Origin of the sequence: Pseudarthrobacter sp. NPDC058196 (assembly GCF_042882685.1) — a bacterium.
Classification (GTDB): Bacteria; Actinomycetota; Actinomycetes; order Actinomycetales; family Micrococcaceae; genus Arthrobacter.
This window is the reverse complement of record NZ_JBHVVN010000013.1, coordinates 117,224-133,584: the sequence shown is the minus strand read 5'-3', so window position 1 is coordinate 133,584 and position 16,361 is coordinate 117,224. Positions and strand designations below refer to the sequence as shown.

The following is a 16,361-nucleotide window of genomic DNA, read 5'->3' as shown; positions in this document are numbered from 1 at the left end:
GGCCGGAGCATCCGCTCCGGCCGGGCCATCGGCATCAGTCAGTTGTTGTCAGTCGACTACCCTCACCTGGCCCATCATGCCCATGAAGTCATGGAGTGCGCAGATGTACTTGAACGTCCCTGCTGCCTTGAAGGTCACCGCGAACTCATCGCCCGGCAGAATGATGCCGGAGTTCAGGTCGCCACCGATAAAGTTCGACGGCGTTCCCGACGGAGCGAAAATATTCGCCGGTTCGGTGCCGAAGGTGACCGTGTGGGGTGCGCCCATTCCGGTGTTGGCAAACACGACAGTATCGCCGACATGCACCGTCACGCTGGGCCGGACGAAGCGCATGACCATTGCAACGCCGTCGTCACCGCCTGCCATGACCCTGTGGTTGCTGGCTTGTTGGGCCAGCGAGGCGTCAAGCTGGTGCCCGTCGCGAAGGATGGCCCGCGCCTGCGCCAGTGATGCCTTGTTGTAGTCAGCCTGGCTGTACGGGTAGTCCGTGCCCTGCTCGCGGACGTGGACCGTCCCCTTCATCATCTGGCCGTGGACCAGGCAGTAGTAGGTGAAGTCGCCCTCGCGCGGGAAGGTCAGGCTGTAGCTTGTCGCGACAGGGAATCCCGGCACTTGCACGTTCGAAAGGAGGCCGGAATTGTAGTACGAGTGCCCGTCGTATACGTGCTCTCCAACTTCGTTCAAGTCCTGTGGATCGAACGGATTGAACGGCTGCAGCGACTGGCCGGCCGCCAGGAATGTCACCGTGTGGATCTCGGCGGCGTTTGCCGTCCAGTTGATGGTGTCGTGCTCATTGATAAAGATCTCCGAAGGGAGGAAGGACATTCCCTGGATTTCCTGGTCGCGGGACTCGGAGCCCACTTGGACCTGCCAGGTCCGGTGGCCCCCACCGTCGGCCGATGCCGGACCGGCCGCGGCCAGTGAGGCCAGTAGGGCAACAGCGAAGGCGACAATGAATGCGAGTTTGTTGAATCTTGTTGTGTTTCCCCGGTTTTGCTTCATGGCAACGCTCTCTTGAACGGTATTCGGCCGGACGGCCGATGCAGCGGTGGCTCGTTCAACTCAACCCACAGGCCAAACAGGCCACTGATTTCGGAGTAAAGGGTGCCGGACGCCCGGGCTGGGGAGCACGGGCCCCGGTTCCGGCGCGTCAACACGCCGGACATGCACCACCCCAACTGGTGTCGCAGAGGTTGAATCCTTGATTGTCCACGCGCCGCCGCCATGGCTTGCCGCGCGGCAGAGGCTCGCACCTTTTAGATTGCTCCTTCAACCGAAATTTGTCGAGAAGGGAAACCTTCGGCCGATGGGGGTTCCGGCAGGGACTCCCATCGCTGCCGCATTAGCTGGTTGGGTTGTAAGCGTGGCAGTTCCAAAAGAAGACAACGAGTTGCAGACCGACACATCCAAAGGCCAGGCATCCGAACCGGCCACCACGCCAGCGGCTGCCCCCGTCCGGGGTCGCCCGGCGAGGATCCCCCGCGCGGGGCTTCTTGTCCTGTCCGCGGCAGGCTTCACCGCGGTCACCACCGAGCTGCTGCCCTCCGGCCTCTTGCCGGAGATCAGCCGCGAGCTTGGCGTCCAGGAATCAGCCGTCGGCGCACTGACTGCGGTTTACGCTGCCGTCATCGTGTTCACGGCGCTCCCCCTCTCGCGGCTGCTCGCCGGTCGCGTCTCGCGAAAGACGCTGCTGGTCGCCACGATCCTTGCGTTTGGCCTGAGCAATGTTCTGCTTGCGGCCAGCCCCACGCTGCCGCTGGCCATTGCGGCGAGGCTCCTCGGCGGGGTGGCCCACGGGCTCCTCTGGTCCAGCATGGCGCCCTATGTGGCGAGAATCGTGCCGGCGCATTCGGTGGGCAAGGCCATGGCCATCGTTTTCAGCGGCAACAGCATCGCCTTGGCCGTCGGTGCGCCGCTGGGCACCATGATGGGTGCCGTCCTGTCCTGGCGCAGCTCATTCCTGGCCCTGGCCGGAGTGGCGGCGCTCCTCGCGCTGCTCGCCATGTATCTGCTGCCGGCGGCCACGGATTCCGGACTGGAATCACGGCCGTCGCTGCGTGCGGCCCTTGCCGTGCGCGGAGTGGTTGCCGTCGCCGTCGCATGGCCGCTCCTGGTCCTGGCGCACTTCACGCTGTTCACCTACATAGCACCGTTCCTGCTGGCCTCCGGACTGCCTGCGGGCGCGGTCAGCATTTCGCTGTCCGTCATCGGAGTGGCAAGCCTTGTCGGAATCTGGATCGCGGGCATTACCACGGACTCCATGCCACGGCGGTCCCTGCTCATCACGGTGGCCGGACTCCTGGCGGTCTTCGGTCTGCTCCCGTTGCTCGGCGGCACCTGGCCCGGCGCCATGGCCCTGCTGTCACTATGGGGCATAGCGTTTGGCGCGATCGGCATCTACAACCAGGCAGCAATCCTCCGCGCGGGCGGCGAGCACCGGGACGCCGCCAACAGCCTGACGGTGGTCACCATCCAACTGGGCATCGCCGTCGGCGCCTCCTACGGCGGCCTGGCCTTCACCGCACTAGGGGCCGGCTTGGTACCGTACGCCGCCGCCATCCCGGTGGCCGCGGCCCTGGCCATCATCGCAGCGAGCCGCAAGGGCGGCTACCCGGCAGGCGCCCGGGAAACGTCGCGTCGCAGGCCGGGAAGGTAAGCCACATGGTCAGGCGCGGGCCTCGGCGGCTATTGCCGCGGCGGAACGCTTCCAGTCCTTGTCCTACAGCAACCAGCGGCGCCATGTGCTCGCCGTGGCGGGCGTGCGTACCGACGAAACACGTTCCCGCAGGATTGCCGCGGTCCTCGCCGAACTCGGATAATCCACCGCTGCCCCGCCCTGGACCAGCGGACCGGACGGACCCACCGGCCGGGTTAGCCCAGACCCGCCGGCGGGGTGATCAGCAGAAGGCACAGGGAGTTCGCGCATCCGGGTTAACAAAAAGCAGGGCTTGCCGGTGACGGCAAGCCCTGCTTGGAAACCTAACGGTCCCGGAACCCTAAGAAATTAGAGAGCCTGGATGTTGGTGGCCTGGGGACCCTTGGGGCCCTGCTCGGTGTCGAAGGAAACCTTCTGGTTCTCTTCGAGGGAGCGGAAGCCGTTGGAGTTGATCGCGGAGTAGTGCGCGAAAACATCCTGCGAGGAGTCGTCCGGGGAGATGAAGCCGAAGCCCTTTTCAGCGTTAAACCATTTGACGGTACCAGTAGCCATTATTTTTTGTCCTTCGTGAAGGTGGAGGGAAAATCCCGACTTTCGGGCCCTCCGGTGTGGGGTGTTCAAAAACCGCTACTTCAGAAGAACACGGACTTTCGACCGCGCGTACTGCCTGAACTACCAACTGCATAAACACAACAACGGGTTTAACACTACAGGAGATTCAGCCCACGCCTAATTAAGCCGGGGCCACAGCCGTACGGAGTCATCCGGCACGGGACTGTTCCCAGGGTGTCCCGGACAAATTGGCCGCCGAAACGGAGGACGGCCGCCCCTCGACCACTGTTCCAAACAGGCATATCCTGCATCCAGATCCGCGGACAACAACGCCGCCACCGGGAGGTCACGCCATGGAGATGCCCAAAGCAACCGAGGAAGAAAAAGAACGCTTCCGGCGCCTTGTTCCCGACCATCCGGGCGTGGTGGTGAAGCCGATGTTCGGCAACCTCGGGGCGTTCGTCAACGGCAACATGTTCGCGGGCCTGTTCGGGTCCACCATCGGGGTGAAGCTCTCCGAGGAGGACAAGGAACTGCTGGAATCCTCCGAGCGGACAGTGCCGTTCGGGCCCGCGGACCGACCGATGGGCGGCTATACCGGGCTGCCGGAAGTCTGGAATGAAGAGGGCGACGGCGATGACACCAGGGCGCGTGCGTGGGCCGGGAAAGCCCTGGACTACGTCGCTGCCCTGCCGCCCAAAGAACCCAAGGCCCGGGCGCCACGGACCAGCGGCCGCGGGAAAGCGGCGCGGTAGCCGTGTCCGCCTCCGCAGTTCCCCGGCAGGACACCAACACCCTGGTGGTGGGCGCAGGCCAGGCGGGCCTGGCCACCAGCTATTGGCTGGCGCAGCGCGGCGTGGAACACCGCATCCTGGAGCAGCGGGCCGCCCTCGGCGGCGCCTGGCAGGACCGGTGGGACTCCTTCTACCTGAACACGCCAAACTTCTCCGTCGACCTGCCGGGGGCTCCTTATGCAGGTCCGGACCCGGAGGGGTTCCTCACCAGGGAAGCCACCATCGGGTTCTTCCGCGGCTACGCCGGGGACATCCAGGCCCCGGTGGAACTGGACACCGGGGTCACCCGGATCACGCCGGCGGAAGGCGGCTTCGCCGTCCTGACGGGCCAGGGCACCTGGACGGCCCGGAATGTGGTGCTGGCCAGCGGCGCGTTCCAGCGCCCGCGGATCCCTGCCGCCGCCGTCGGCATCTCCCCGGAGGTCCTGCAACTGCACAGCCATGACTACCGCAACCCGGACCAACTGCCGGCCGGGGCGGTCCTGGTGGTGGGGACTGGGCAGTCCGGCGGGCAGATCACGGAGGACCTGCTCGACGCCGGCCGTACCGTGCACCTGTCCGTCTCGTCGTGCCCCGAAGCGCCGCGCCGTTACCGGGGCCAGGACATCTTCCACTGGATCCGGGAGGTGAACGTGCACGGCCCGGACTACGGCATCAACGCGCTGCTGGTGGACCAGCTGCCCTCCCCCGCCGGGCGGTTCCAATGCAACCCGCTGCTGTCCGGCACCGGGGGCGGGCACAGCGTCCGGCTTCGCGGACTGGGCCGGCGCGGAGTCCGGCTCCACGGCCGGTTTGAGGGTGTCGACGACGGCGTCCCCGTCTTCACCGACGACCTCACCCAGCGCCTGGCTGCCGCGGAGGCGGGTTTCAGCCAGCGGTTCAAGAAGCTCTTTGACGCATACATCGACGCCGCCGGGATCCACGCTCCCGCGGCCGAGGCAGCCGAACCGGACAGCTGGAAGCCCGACGGGCCAGGTTCCCGGCTGGACCTCCGCGAGGAAGGAGTCACTTCCATCATCTGGTCCACCGGGTATGCGCTGGACTTCAGCATGCTGGACCTTCCGCTCCTGGACGAGTGGAACTACCCCCGCCACAGCAGGGGCGTCACGGAGCACCCGGGCCTGTACGCCGTCGGACTCCCCTGGCTCACCCGGCACATTTCCGCCACCCTGGTTGGCGTGGGCCCGGACGCCGAATACGTGACTGAACACCTGGCAGCGCGGGGCTGACTGGCACCCGAGGGAAGCCAAGTTGCGAAACCGGTCCGCTGAACGGCCGGCTGAGCCCTACCCTGCCGTGGGGCCGGGACCGTGGGCCTTCTGCCGTCCGTCACGGTGGGCGAGGTAGGCGTAAACCATCAAGGCGAGTCCTGCCAGGATCATGACCGCCGGAAACGCGAAGTCCAACGGGATAAGCACCGCCGCGGACTGGAGGATGAAGATTGCGCCCATGGCGGCGAGGATGCCGGCCGGGACCAGCGGCCACTTCATCCGATCCGCCTGATCACCGGAATGGCCGGCTGCATGGACCGGAACCAGGGACAGCACACCAAACGTGGCGGCCAGGCCGAGGAACAGCACGGCGGCGGTGGGGGTGCCCTGCATCGCCTGCGGGAGGGCCACGATGGCTGCCAAGGTGAACATGACTCCGGACGGAATGAGGGCCCACCAGTTGACGCGCTCCCGCAGGTACACGGCGGCGAATCCGGCCCCCATGGAAAGGAACAGCAACGACGCGCCCCAAGAGCCCTCGGTGAGTTGGGTCGCGACGATGACGGCGGCCAGGCCAAGGAAAACCGAGCCAGGGATGGCCGCCCACCAGTTTTCCCGGCGCCGCACGAACAGGGATGCGAACAGGACCCCCACCGCCGCGAAAATCAGTGGCGCCACAAAGGCCCCGCTGTCCGTGACGCCGAGCCGGTCCAGCAGCAACAGGACACCCAGCGCGATGAGGACGATACCTGCGATGATGCTCGCGTTTGTCGATTTCACCGTGCGCCTCCCGGGTACGGCAGGCGGCAGGGAACCGCACTGCTTAACTCAGGCTAGGGCGGTATCCTCGGCGCCCAACAGGGCACAAAGCCCCTCGGCTTCCTGCCCTGTTGACAGGCGGAGGAACCAGCTACGGACTTTTGACCCTGCCTGCGAGGAATGTCATGCGGGATGATTATTTGAGGTTCCTTCCGACAGGGGCGGCTGAGTCAAACCGGCGGCCGGGAAGGTCCACGAGCCGACGAGAGCGTCTACATGGAAACACCCGCAGCACCCCGGGATGTGTTCCGGTCCCCCACCGGGCCAGCCCGGATCTTCATCCTCAACGACCACGAACCGGTGCGGCGGGGCCTCCGGGACCTGCTCGAAAATGACGGCCTCGCAGTGGCAGGCGAAAGCGGTTCGGCCGCAGAGGCAAGCCGTCTCATTCCCAGGCTGAACCCGGACCTGGCTGTCTTGGACGACAGGCTCCCGGATGGTACCGGGATAGAGGTCTGCCGGGACCTCCGCACCACCGCTCCCGACGTCAGATCCTTGATCCTGACCGGGTGGGACGAACAGCACGCGGCCCGCGCAACAGTTCTGGCAGGCGCGGCCGGGTACCTTCTCAAGCAGGTGAGGGACCATAAGGAACTGCTGAGCCGCATCCGCCGCGCCGCCGCCGGCGACGCCTTGCTCACCCCCGAGATCAGGGATCGGGTAGCCGAAAGCCTTTACGCCGCGTCCTCTGCCGCGTGGTTGAAAAGCCTCACCGACCTGGAGCGGAACGTTCTCGCCTTCATGGCTCGAGGGCTGACGAACCGGCAGATCGCGCAGGAGATGCGGCTGCTCGACGACGCCGTCACGGTCAGCGTGTCCTCGGTCCTGCAGAAGCTTGGTTTCCGCCGCCGGAACCACCTGGTCCCGGTTCCCATCCCCCGTGCCTGGGAAGTGGTGTCCTGACGATCCGCCACCCCCACTCCGGTGGTGGGAACCATCACCCGGTGCTGGTAACCGTCACCCGGTGCTGGGAACCGTCCAGGTCACCCTCGTACCCTCGCCGGGAGTGCTGTCGATAACGCAGCTGCCGCCCAGGCGGGTGGCGCGGATTTTCATGTTCTCCAGCCCGCTGACCCGTCCGGGATTCTCAAAGCCCCGCCCATGGTCGCGGACGGTAAGGACAACTTCGCCGTCCTGCGCCGCCAGCAGCACGTGGATATCCTCGGAACCTGAATGCCGCACCGCGTTGCTGACGCTTTCAGTCAGCACCGGCAGGAGCTGCTCGGCAACCTCATCCCCCACCAGGTCAATGGGTCCGGAGAGCTGGACCCGGGGCAGGAATCCGGCGGCATTGGCAGCTTCCAGGACGGCGCGCAGGACCCGCCCGCTGAGCAGTTCCCGGTCTGGCTGGCGGGCCTGCAGCGAGTAGATGGTGTCGCGGAGTTGATGGATACAGTCATCAAGCTCAGCGGTGATGCCGGCGATGCGGCGCTCATGCGCGTCCGGGTCCGAGGTGTAGCGGCGCAGGCTTTGAATGCTGAGCCCCGCCGCGAAAAGCCGCTGGATGACGAGGTCGTGCAGGTCCGCCGCGATCCGCTCCCGGTCGATGAACAACGCGTGTTCTTCCCGCAACTGGTTCGCTTTGAGCAATTCAAGCGTCAGCCCTATCCGGGAGGCGAACACCGCGCTCTGTTCAACATCCAGGTCGGTATAGCGTGCGCCGCCGGCAGAACGGGCCAGGATCAGCACGCTGTCGCGCTCCCCGTCTGTGTCGCTGCCCAGCGCGGCCACCAGGACCGGACCAAGTTTTTCCCCCGACGCCGGCTCAAACACCTGGCGGGGGTCGGTAAACGTCTTGGATTGCCGCGACGTAAGCACTTGCGCAAATACGGGTGATGCCGGCAGTTCCTGCCCGGCCGGTACCGACTGCACGCCCATGGACGTCCGGCACCTCAGGGTCCCGTCACCGGCCACGGACGCAACCAGGGACAAGGCCGAGGCTGACGCGTGCATGGCGCCCTCCGCGATCAGCTCCAAATTTTCGGTATCGGACCGTGGATTGGCCTTGAGCCGGTCGCTGACCTCCATCCCCGCCTCCAGCCAGCGCTGGCGGTCGTTGCTGTCCTCGTACAGGCGCGCGTTCTGGATCGCCACGCCGGCGGCGGAGGCGAGGGCAACGGCCAGGTCCTCGTCCTCGGCAGTGAAGTCCTGGCCGTCGATCTTCTCGGTCAGGTAGAGGTTTCCAAAGACGGTGTCCCGGACCCGCACCGGAACGCCCAGGAAGGTCTTCATCGGTGGGTGGTTGGCCGGGAAACCGACAGCCATGGGGTGCTCGCCCAGGTCATGGAGCCGCAATGGCTTGGGTTCCCGGATCAGCTGTCCAAGGACCCCGTGGCCGGTGGGAAGGTCACCGATGACGCGGGTTCCTTCTTCGTCAATGCCGACCGTGATGAAGTGGCTGAGCTGCTGGTCGTCCCCGATGACGCCCAAGGCACCGTACCGGGCGCCCACGAGTTCGCATGCCGACTGGACCACCCGGTCCAGGACCGCTTCGAGGCTGAGGTCTTCCGCAAGGGACACGACCGCACCGAGCAGACCCTCCACATGCTCCTGGGTCCGCACCAGCTCGTCTGCCCTGTCCACGAACTCCCGGAGGAGCTCACGGGTCCGCCGCCTGATAGGTTCACGCCACACAATAAGACACCTCGGTGGTTCGGCCAGCATGATCCACGGCGGGCTTCATCGCCCTGAATCCGGGTAAGACAGTCCAAGACCCTCTCCCTGCCATGCTAACCCCCGGACCGCCGCACCGGGCCCTGGTCAGGGGAAAATGGTTGGACCCGGCGCCGCCGCCTGCCGGGAGGCCGGATTCCTGCCGGGCCGGCCGTGAGCTGGGGCACCTTGACGGGAATGCTGAAGCGGAAGGCACGGCGGGCGATGTGGTGGGTGTCAGCCCGGCGGCGTACCGGAACAGTGGGCACCTGCTGGGCGGCGCGGGCAAAGAACCACGCCTTGGCGATCTCCACCAGCACCAGGTACAACACGATCATGCCCAGCAGTGCAAGGAAGAACGGCACGGGTAGGGGGTCGAAACCCAGCACGCCCTGCAACGGCGAGAGCGGCAGGAGGATGCCCAGCGCCACCACGCCCAGGGACGCGGTGATCAACCCGGCGGACGGCCGGCTCCGCACGAACGGCACGCGGCGGGTGCGGATGGCGAAGATGATCAGGGTCTGGGTGGCGATGGACTCGATGAACCAGCCTGCCCGGAACTCCCCCGGTACGGCATCGAACACGAACAGCATCAGGGCAAACGTGGCGAAGTCGAACAGCGAGCTGATGGGCCCGAAGAGGAACATGAACCGGCGGATGAAGGCGATGTTCCAGTGCGAGGGGGCGCGGAGCTGTTCCTTGTCCACGCGGTCTCCCGGGATGGCGAGCTGGCCGCTGTCGTACAGCAGGTTGTTGAGCAGGATCTGGCCGGGGAGCATGGGCAGGAAGCTCAGCACCACGGAGGCGACGGCGGCGCTGAACATGTTGCCGAAGTTGCTGGAGGTGCCCATCAGGACGTATTTGATGGTGTTCGCGAAGATCCGCCGGCCCTCCATCACTCCTTCGGCCAGGACGCCGAGGTCCTTGTCCAGGAGGACGACGTCGGCCGCGTCCTTGGCGACGTCCGTGGCGCTGTCCACGGAGATGCCGATGTCCGCCTTGTGGAGGGCGAGGGCGTCGTTGACGCCGTCGCCCATGAACCCGACGGACCCGCCGCTTTGGCGCAGCAAGGCGATGATGCGGGCTTTTTGCTCGGGCGAGACCCGGGCAAAGATGGTGGACGTGCGGGCGGAGGCGGCGAGGTCGGCGTCGGACAGTGCGTCGATGTCCGCCCCGGTGAGCGTGCCGCCCGAGACGACGTCCAGGTCGGCGCAGACTTTCTCGGCCACCTTGGCGTTGTCACCCGTGGCAATCTTGACGGAGATGCCCAGTTCCTCCAGCCTGTCCAGCGATTGCCGGGCGTTGGCCTTGGGACGGTCCAGGAACACCAGGAAGCCTGCCAGGGTGAGGCCGTGTTCATCGGCCGCGGTCAGCGTGCCCAGCCCGTCGGCCCGGCGGGTGGCGACGGCGACCACCCTGGACCCGGCGTCGAACTGTTCGTCCAGAAGGGCCTGCACGGCCGGCGCGACCGGGCCGCACAGGGCAAGGACGTCCTCGGGGGCGCCCTTGGTGACCAGTTGCGGGGGTCCGCCGGCCTCCCGCACCAGCACGGTGGTGCGGCGGCGCTGGTGGTCGAAGCCGATCATGTCCAGCCGCTGGTAACGGCCGGGATCGAACCCGGACGCGCCGGGACTGTCCCAAAGGGCGGCGTCCAGCGGGTTCTGCCCGGCGGAGGTGAGTTTGGCTTCGGTGTAGTCCGCCTCGGTAGCCAGCAGGCCCAGTGTGAACAGGGAGCCGCCGGACATGTCCGCGGTGGCCGGAATGGCAGCCGTGAAGCTGATCTTCCCCTCGGTAAGGGTGCCGGTCTTGTCCGTGACCAGGATGTCCATGTCCCCCAGGTCCTCGATGCAGACCAGCCGCTTGACCAGGACCTTCCGTTTGGCGAGCTGGCGGGTGCCGGTGGCCAGGGAGGTGCTGACCACGGCGGGCAGCAGCTGTGGCGTGATGCCCACCGCGATGGCGAGGGAGAACAGCAGCGATTCAATCAGCGGACGCTGCAGCAGCAGGTTGGCGATGAAGATCAGCGTGGTGAGTCCGATGGCCACCTGCAGCAGCAGGAAGGAGAACCGCTTGAGGCCCAGCTGGAATTCGGTTTGCGGCTGACGTTCACCCAGGCCAAGCGCGATTCGGCCGAATTCTGCGCGCCCGCCGGTGGCCACCACCACGCCGGTGCAGTTGCCGGACTGGATGACGGTGCCCATGAACGCACAGGACGAGAGGTCGGCCAGTGCCGCGCCTGCCTGCACGGCGGCGGGGTCCTTGGCGGCGGGCAGGGACTCCCCCGTCAGGATGCTTTCGTCGCAGAGGAGGTTGCCGGTGGTCAGGAGGCGGATGTCCGCGGGAATGATGGCGCCCAGGGAGAGGTGGACGACGTCGCCCGGCACCAGTGCGGTGACGTCAACTTCCGTGGTGGCCCCGCCGCGGAGCACCACGGCGCGGTGGGTGACGCGGTCGTGCAGGGCCTCGGATGCGCGCTCGGCCCGGAATTCGTTGGTGAAACCGAGACCAACGCTGACCAGGAGGATCACGCCGATGACGATCGAGTTGGTGGCGTCGCCCAGGAAGAGGGACAGCCCGGCGGTGATGAGCAGGAGGATCAGGATGGGGCTGGCAAACTGGCGTCCCAGCACGGCCCACCCATTGGCCCGGTGGGTGCGGACGGCGTTGGGCCCGATCTCCGCCAGGCGCCGTTCCGCTTCCTCGCCGGTGAGCCCACCCGGACCGGACCCGAGCCGGGCGAGTGTTTGGTCCGCCGCCAGGGCCGCTGCCTCGGTAATGGGCAGCAGGAGGGATGCCCGCTCCTGCACATTCAGCTCTGGCATCTGGATCCGTTCGCACACTCAAGTAGTGGATGGATCCAAGAGTACGACGCCGGACCGACACTGGCGCTGCACTTCCCGCGGACCATGCTTTCCTGCCTCCAAGCGGTCGGCGCCGGCGGCGCTACTTGAGGCTGAGGACCTCATCAATGGGCCGGCCGTTGACGAACACCCGGGCGCTGGTGGCCCCGGAGGCGGCCATGGCCGTGTACTCCAGCTGGGCCTTCGCCCGCGGGATGTCGCACACGCCGCCCAGCATGAACTGTCCGGTCAGCCAGATGGTGATGGTGCTGCCGTCGAGCTCACCGGCAACGTAGGTGAGGCTCGACTGGTACAGCACGTTGACCAGCCCGGACATGCCGACGTCGCGGCTCTTGTTCGCGAGCAGGGTCCCGACGCTGGGGCCCACCTGGTCTGTGAAGCGGACAGGGGCGGTGGTGGTGGCCACCAGGCTGTCGCCGCAGCCGATCTTGGGACCGGAGACGCCGTTGTCACCCACGGCCACGTAGTAGATGGTCAGCGGGCCCACCTGCTCGGGGAGGCCGGTTGGGCCGGGTTGCTGCGTAGCCGTCGGGCTGGCAGGAGCGGACGACGGCGGCGCGGCCGCGGTGGTGCCCGGCGCGGCCGCCGTGGCGGTGGGCGTTGTCGTGGCGGCCGTGGAGCTGGGCGCGGCGGAAGGGCTCGCTGTGGCACTCGGGGTGGGGGCCGTCGTCGTACTTGCTGCCGCGGAGCTGGTGCTGGGGGCCGGGGCCGGCGGCCCGAAGCACCCTGTCAGCATGATCGTGCCGCTAAGCCCCAAAACACTGAGTACCGAAAGCCCGGCCTTGGCCATGATGCCCCCTACTAACGCGGCTCCCGCAGGCGCAGGATCCACTTTTGACGGTACTCCCGTGGGTTATTCCAGAACAGGGACTAAAGTCCGCGGGGTGTCCGCCACGGCACCGTACGTGCCGGACACGACGGCGGACGGCTGGCGTGGGTGCCGGCCGTCCGCCGTCGTCGTTGCTGCAGGGATTAGAGGCAGACGGGCTGGTAGGCCGGGTCTGCCGGGCCGGATGGCTGGCCAAGGGCGTTGCCCACGAGCTGGTGGACCACGGGATCGTTAGGCGTTTGATCGTGTTCGATGACGTCCGCCGGGCACTTGTCCTGGATGGTGATGTTGGTGACTTGCCGCGCCGAACCGTTGAGGTACTGGCTGTTGTACGGGATGACCACTTCGTCGTGGGTGGTGGAGATGACCGTGTAGGCGGGCCCGGCCACGGTGTCGCCGATGGAGTTGAGCTGCTGCATGAACGGCGAGCCTGCCTGCTGGTCGGCGCAGGCGGCGCAGCCGGCGGCAGTGTAGTCAGGGGTGGGAACCAGGTCCGGCGGCGGGAGGATCACGCCTTTGGTGCCGTGGTTGGACGGGGCGATGCCGACGAGCTGGTGGACATACTTGGCTCCGCCGAGGAAGCCCATGTAATAGCGGGGCATCATGCCGCCCTGGCTGTGGCCCACCAGGTCCACCTGCTTGGCGCCGGTAGCGGAGCGGACGGCGTCCACGAACGGGGCGAGCTCCTTCGCTGAATCTGCGACCGGCGCGGTGGCGTAGACGCCGTTGGTGGCCCCGTAATTGAGGGCGAAGACGCAGTACCCCTGGCTCTTGAGGTACGGCGACATGGTGGACCAGTTCTTCTCCATGCTCTCGAACGTGCCGGGAACAAGGATGACCGGGTACGGATGCTCTGCGGATGGCTTGCAGGTCCAGTCGTTGGCGCCCGGCGGGGAAACATCAACGGCCTGGGCAGGGACTGCCACCAGGGAGGAGGCAAGAACCGCGGCTGCGGCAACGGACAGGGCCCGGGATAGGAATGACATGGAAACCTCTTTGTTCGTCTGTCTGCGGGGCGCCGGGCCTCATGGTTTTGGGGGACCCATGAGGCCCGGCCGAGGTATTCCATGCTTGCAGCGATGCCCTCCCTGCACACCGGAACTGCACAGATGTGCGGCCAAAAACCAGTCCCTGCCGCACGGCTGCGGCCGCCGAATGTGACCCACAACACAAATGTTATTACTGGTGAGTAGCTATTTTTGATCCTCACGAGGCGTGGACGGGCTCCCAGGAGCGCCTGCACAAATGTGCATTTGGGCGGGGGGTGCCGAAATCGCCGGAACGGTGCGAACTAGCCGGAACGTTCCGGCGTGCTCGCACCGTTCCGGCGATTTCGAGGGCTGGAACTCGAGGGACACGCCGCACCCCGGACCGCCTGCCGGTCAGGCCAGGAGCCAGCGCTTCCAGCGTGGCTGCTCGGGTGGCGGCGTCGGTTCCGGTTCCGGCTCCTCGCCCAAGGCCATGGCGGCCTGGACGATGTCGTCAGCGGTGAGCGTCATGACGGCCTCCCGGTCCAGCGCGTCGAGGCTTTGTTCTTCGTCGAGCGAGAGCCGCAGCGCCTGGCGGTTAAGCGCCTGCTCGAACAGCGTGCGGGCGAACCGTGCGTTGCCGGAGTCTTCTCCGGCGTGGAGCCCGGTGAAAATGCGGCGCAGCATCTGGTGCGCATCCGGCTCCAGGATGTATTCGTGCTGGGCCAGCATCTGGCTGAAGATGGTCAGGAGTGCGTCCACGGAGTAGTCGGGGAAAGTGATCTCGCGGGCGAACCGGGAGCGCAGCCCTGGGTTGGAGAGCAGGAAGGCCTCCATCAGCCGCGGGTACCCGGCCACGATCACCACCAGGCGGTGGCGGTGGTCCTCCATGCGCTTGAGCAGCACCTCGATGGCCTCGGGGCCGAAGTCCATCCGGCCGTCCTCCGGGGCCAGCGCGTAAGCCTCGTCGATAAACAGGACGCCGTCCAGCGCACGTCGGATCACCCGGTCCGTCTTGATCGCGGTCTGGCCGACGTACTGCCCCACCAGGCCCGAACGGTCCACCTCCACCAGGTGGCCCTTCTGCAGCAGGCCCACTGCCCGGTACATTTCGGCCAGGAGCCGCGCCACGGTGGTCTTGCCCGTGCCCGGGTTTCCGAGGAACACCAGGTGCTGTGAGGTGGCTACTTCCGGCAGGCCGTGCGCCTTGCGGCGTGCCTGGACCTGGAGCAGTGCGACCAGTGCCCGCACCTGTTCCTTGACGGTCTCCAGTCCCACCAGCGCGTCGAGCTCTGCTTGCAGCTCGTACAGTGGCCGCGCCGGTCCGGGCTTGGCACCCATGAGATCGCCGACGAGGTCGTCGACGCGTTCCGAACCGGGCAGCTTGAGCTGATCGGCGAGGTGGCCGATGGTTTCACGCAGGTCGTCGAGCGGATTGCGGCTGAGGGCCATGGCTCCACTGTAGTCCCCCATTCCCGCACGTGGTCGGCCCGGCGCCACCAGTTCCAGGGCTGAAACCGCCGGAAAGGTGCCGGCTCGCCGTCCCTTTCCGGCGTCCCGGCACCCTTCCGGCGGTTCGAGGGCTCGCGGTTTCGAAGGGGCTCAACCTGTCAGAGCTCTCCCTGGTGAGCCGTTCCGGCTGGCATCGGGGTCAGCCTGGTGACTTCCACCGGCTCCCGGAGGAGGCCCTCAAGTGAGGCGTTGAGCCGTGCGACGGCGTCTCCCGCACCGTGGGCGTCCAGCAGTTCGGCCGAGTCCCATTTTTCGATCATGACGATCTGGCCGTTGGGAGCCTCGTGGACGGCGTAGAGCTGGCAGCCCGGCTCCTTGTGCACCTCGGCGATGGCGGGGGCAAGGGCTGCGGCGACAGCGTCGAAGGCCCCGTCCTTGGGTGTGAAGACGGCGGTGACGATGACTGTCATGGTGGTGTTCCTTATCTGGTTGGGGTGAGCACGAGTGGTGAGCAGCTGTTGCGCGGCACGAAATCGGCTTTGACTTCGATGGTTCGCTGACCGTCCGGCAACTTGCCCTGCATCCGCCCCAGCACCAGCTCCAGGGAGTGAAGCGCGAGCATGCCGATGGGCTGGCGAATGATGCTGAGCGGCGGGCTTGTCAGTTCGGTCCAGGGACTGTCGTCAAAGACGATGACCGAAAGATCGCTGGGGATGCGGGTGCCCGTCTGGACCAGGCGACGGACGGCGCTTTGGACCTGGGCGGTATTGGCCACGATGATCCCCGTGGGAGGGTCCGGCAGCGCCAGCAGGGACCCCACGGCGTCGCCCCCTCCGTCGCCACGGAACGGCACTTCCCGGATCAGCTGCGGGTCCACCGTGACGGAGCGGCCGTCGTGGGCGGCCTGGTACCCCTGGATCCTGGACCTGCCCGTGGACGTGCTGACAGGCCCTGTGATCAACCCGATCCGGGTGTGCCCCAGGCCGAGCATGTATTCGGTGGCCCGGCGGGCCGAGTCAACGTTCTCGATGCTCACAACGTCAACGTCCGCCAGTTCCGGAATGGTGCGGTCGACGAAGACGACGTTGACGCCCAAGGACTGCAGGCGCGCCCACTTTTCGACGTTCGCGCCGGTGGGCGTGGCGATGACGCCGCCGACGGACCGGTCAAGGAGCGTGTCCAGGGAGTCCGCTTCCAGGTGCGGATCTTCCTGCGTGGTCATGACCACCACCTGCACTCCATGGCTGCGCGCCTCCCAGACAATCCGGTCAGCCAGCTGGGCGAAGAAAGGGTTGGCCAGGTCGGCAACCACCAGCCCGACGGTGGGGGCATGCCCCACGCTCAGTTCCCGGGCGGCGGCACGGGGCCGGTAGCCGAGATCCTCGATGACCCGGAGCACCATGTCCCGCTTGGCAGGCGCCACGGGGCCCGATTCCGGGTTGAGGACCCGGGACACGACGGAAACCGACACACCTGCCGCGGACGCGACATCGCGGATTGTTGGAGCCTTCTTCACTTCTCCTCCTCATTGAAGGTTCTACCCGATCGCCGGCGTCAGTAGTTTCGC

General features: G+C 66.8%; 15 protein-coding genes. 5 read left to right on the top strand and 10 right to left on the bottom strand.

From position 1 onward, the window contains the following. Nucleotides 1-48: 48 nt before the first annotated feature. The gene (locus ACFVVC_RS18615) at nucleotides 49-1,002 is read right to left on the bottom strand and encodes a plastocyanin/azurin family copper-binding protein (RefSeq protein ID WP_387456600.1); all 954 of its coding nucleotides are present in this window, start codon (nucleotides 1,000-1,002) and stop codon (nucleotides 49-51) included. Between the two features lie 361 nt (nucleotides 1,003-1,363). Here ACFVVC_RS18615 and ACFVVC_RS18610 point away from each other — a divergent pair, with 361 nt between their 5' ends. Both ACFVVC_RS18610 and ACFVVC_RS18605 read left to right on the top strand, forming a co-directional pair. Then, a complete protein-coding gene (locus tag ACFVVC_RS18610; protein WP_387456597.1) occupies nucleotides 1,364-2,656 on the top strand; it encodes an MFS transporter in 1,293 nt (430 codons plus the stop codon). Between the two features lie 31 nt (nucleotides 2,657-2,687). Further along, complete coding sequence (locus ACFVVC_RS18605; protein ID WP_387456614.1) at nucleotides 2,688-2,819, top strand: YdeI/OmpD-associated family protein; 132 nt, start codon at nucleotides 2,688-2,690, stop codon at nucleotides 2,817-2,819. Nucleotides 2,820-3,004: 185 nt separating this feature from the next. On the opposite strand, the gene ACFVVC_RS18600 is transcribed toward ACFVVC_RS18605, so the two are convergent. Next, on the bottom strand, nucleotides 3,005-3,208 hold the full coding sequence (locus ACFVVC_RS18600) for a cold-shock protein (RefSeq protein WP_009372930.1): 204 nt from the start codon (nucleotides 3,206-3,208) through the stop codon (nucleotides 3,005-3,007). A 353-nt stretch (nucleotides 3,209-3,561) separates the two neighbouring features. Here ACFVVC_RS18600 and ACFVVC_RS18595 point away from each other — a divergent pair, with 353 nt between their 5' ends. Both ACFVVC_RS18595 and ACFVVC_RS18590 read left to right on the top strand, forming a co-directional pair. Next, entirely contained in the window at nucleotides 3,562-3,963 is a 402-nt protein-coding gene (locus ACFVVC_RS18595; protein ID WP_387456592.1) for a TfoX/Sxy family protein, read from the top strand. A 2-nt stretch (nucleotides 3,964-3,965) separates the two neighbouring features. Next, complete coding sequence (locus ACFVVC_RS18590; protein WP_387456589.1) at nucleotides 3,966-5,231, top strand: flavin-containing monooxygenase; 1,266 nt, start codon at nucleotides 3,966-3,968, stop codon at nucleotides 5,229-5,231. Nucleotides 5,232-5,288: 57 nt separating this feature from the next. Here ACFVVC_RS18590 and ACFVVC_RS18585 read toward each other — a convergent pair whose 3' ends face one another. After that, on the bottom strand, nucleotides 5,289-5,993 hold the full coding sequence (locus ACFVVC_RS18585; protein ID WP_387456586.1) for a hypothetical protein: 705 nt from the start codon (nucleotides 5,991-5,993) through the stop codon (nucleotides 5,289-5,291). A gap of 255 nt (nucleotides 5,994-6,248) precedes the next feature. On the opposite strand from ACFVVC_RS18585, the gene ACFVVC_RS18580 reads away from it, so the two are divergent. Beyond that, a complete protein-coding gene (locus tag ACFVVC_RS18580; protein WP_387456583.1) occupies nucleotides 6,249-6,935 on the top strand; it encodes a response regulator in 687 nt (228 codons plus the stop codon). 54 nt (nucleotides 6,936-6,989) lie between these two features. Here the strand turns inward: ACFVVC_RS18580 and ACFVVC_RS18575 are convergent, their stop codons facing one another. The 7 genes from ACFVVC_RS18575 to ACFVVC_RS18545 all read right to left on the bottom strand — a co-directional run bounded on the left by ACFVVC_RS18575 (nucleotide 6,990) and on the right by ACFVVC_RS18545 (nucleotide 16,310). Continuing rightward, nucleotides 6,990-8,666 (bottom strand): GAF domain-containing protein, encoded by a 1,677-nt coding sequence (locus ACFVVC_RS18575; protein ID WP_387456580.1) that lies wholly within the window; start codon nucleotides 8,664-8,666, stop codon nucleotides 6,990-6,992. A gap of 95 nt (nucleotides 8,667-8,761) precedes the next feature. Continuing rightward, nucleotides 8,762-11,506, bottom strand: a complete 2,745-nt coding sequence (gene mgtA, locus ACFVVC_RS18570) for a magnesium-translocating P-type ATPase (protein WP_387456577.1) — start codon at nucleotides 11,504-11,506, stop codon at nucleotides 8,762-8,764. 121 nt (nucleotides 11,507-11,627) lie between these two features. Continuing rightward, nucleotides 11,628-12,335 carry a hypothetical protein gene (locus tag ACFVVC_RS18565; RefSeq protein ID WP_387456574.1) on the bottom strand — a complete coding sequence of 236 codons (708 nt, stop codon included), beginning with the start codon at nucleotides 12,333-12,335 and terminating at the stop codon, nucleotides 11,628-11,630. 182 nt (nucleotides 12,336-12,517) lie between these two features. Then, complete coding sequence (locus ACFVVC_RS18560; RefSeq protein ID WP_387456571.1) at nucleotides 12,518-13,360, bottom strand: esterase/lipase family protein; 843 nt, start codon at nucleotides 13,358-13,360, stop codon at nucleotides 12,518-12,520. A gap of 396 nt (nucleotides 13,361-13,756) precedes the next feature. Next, nucleotides 13,757-14,794 (bottom strand): AAA family ATPase, encoded by a 1,038-nt coding sequence (locus tag ACFVVC_RS18555; protein WP_387456568.1) that lies wholly within the window; start codon nucleotides 14,792-14,794, stop codon nucleotides 13,757-13,759. Nucleotides 14,795-14,952: 158 nt separating this feature from the next. Next, nucleotides 14,953-15,264 carry a putative quinol monooxygenase gene (locus ACFVVC_RS18550; RefSeq protein ID WP_387456565.1) on the bottom strand — a complete coding sequence of 104 codons (312 nt, stop codon included), beginning with the start codon at nucleotides 15,262-15,264 and terminating at the stop codon, nucleotides 14,953-14,955. A gap of 11 nt (nucleotides 15,265-15,275) precedes the next feature. After that, nucleotides 15,276-16,310, bottom strand: a complete 1,035-nt coding sequence (locus ACFVVC_RS18545) for a LacI family DNA-binding transcriptional regulator (protein WP_387456562.1) — start codon at nucleotides 16,308-16,310, stop codon at nucleotides 15,276-15,278. Between the last annotated feature and the right edge of the window lie 51 nt (nucleotides 16,311-16,361).

Bases quoted from the DNA above. Each gene is read 5' to 3' on its own strand.
- mgtA (WP_387456577.1), bottom strand. From the start codon at position 11,506: ATGCCAGAGCTGAATGTGCAGGAGCGGGCATCCCTCCTGCTGCCCATT.
- ACFVVC_RS18550 (WP_387456565.1), bottom strand. From the start codon at position 15,264: ATGACAGTCATCGTCACCGCCGTCTTCACACCCAAGGACGGGGCCTTC.
- ACFVVC_RS18595 (WP_387456592.1), top strand. From the start codon at position 3,562: ATGGAGATGCCCAAAGCAACCGAGGAAGAAAAAGAACGCTTCCGGCGC.
- ACFVVC_RS18615 (WP_387456600.1), bottom strand. From the start codon at position 1,002: ATGAAGCAAAACCGGGGAAACACAACAAGATTCAACAAACTCGCATTC.
- ACFVVC_RS18565 (WP_387456574.1), bottom strand. From the start codon at position 12,335: ATGGCCAAGGCCGGGCTTTCGGTACTCAGTGTTTTGGGGCTTAGCGGC.
- ACFVVC_RS18600 (WP_009372930.1), bottom strand. From the start codon at position 3,208: ATGGCTACTGGTACCGTCAAATGGTTTAACGCTGAAAAGGGCTTCGGC.
- ACFVVC_RS18580 (WP_387456583.1), top strand. From the start codon at position 6,249: ATGGAAACACCCGCAGCACCCCGGGATGTGTTCCGGTCCCCCACCGGG.
- ACFVVC_RS18560 (WP_387456571.1), bottom strand. From the start codon at position 13,360: ATGTCATTCCTATCCCGGGCCCTGTCCGTTGCCGCAGCCGCGGTTCTT.
- ACFVVC_RS18555 (WP_387456568.1), bottom strand. From the start codon at position 14,794: ATGGCCCTCAGCCGCAATCCGCTCGACGACCTGCGTGAAACCATCGGC.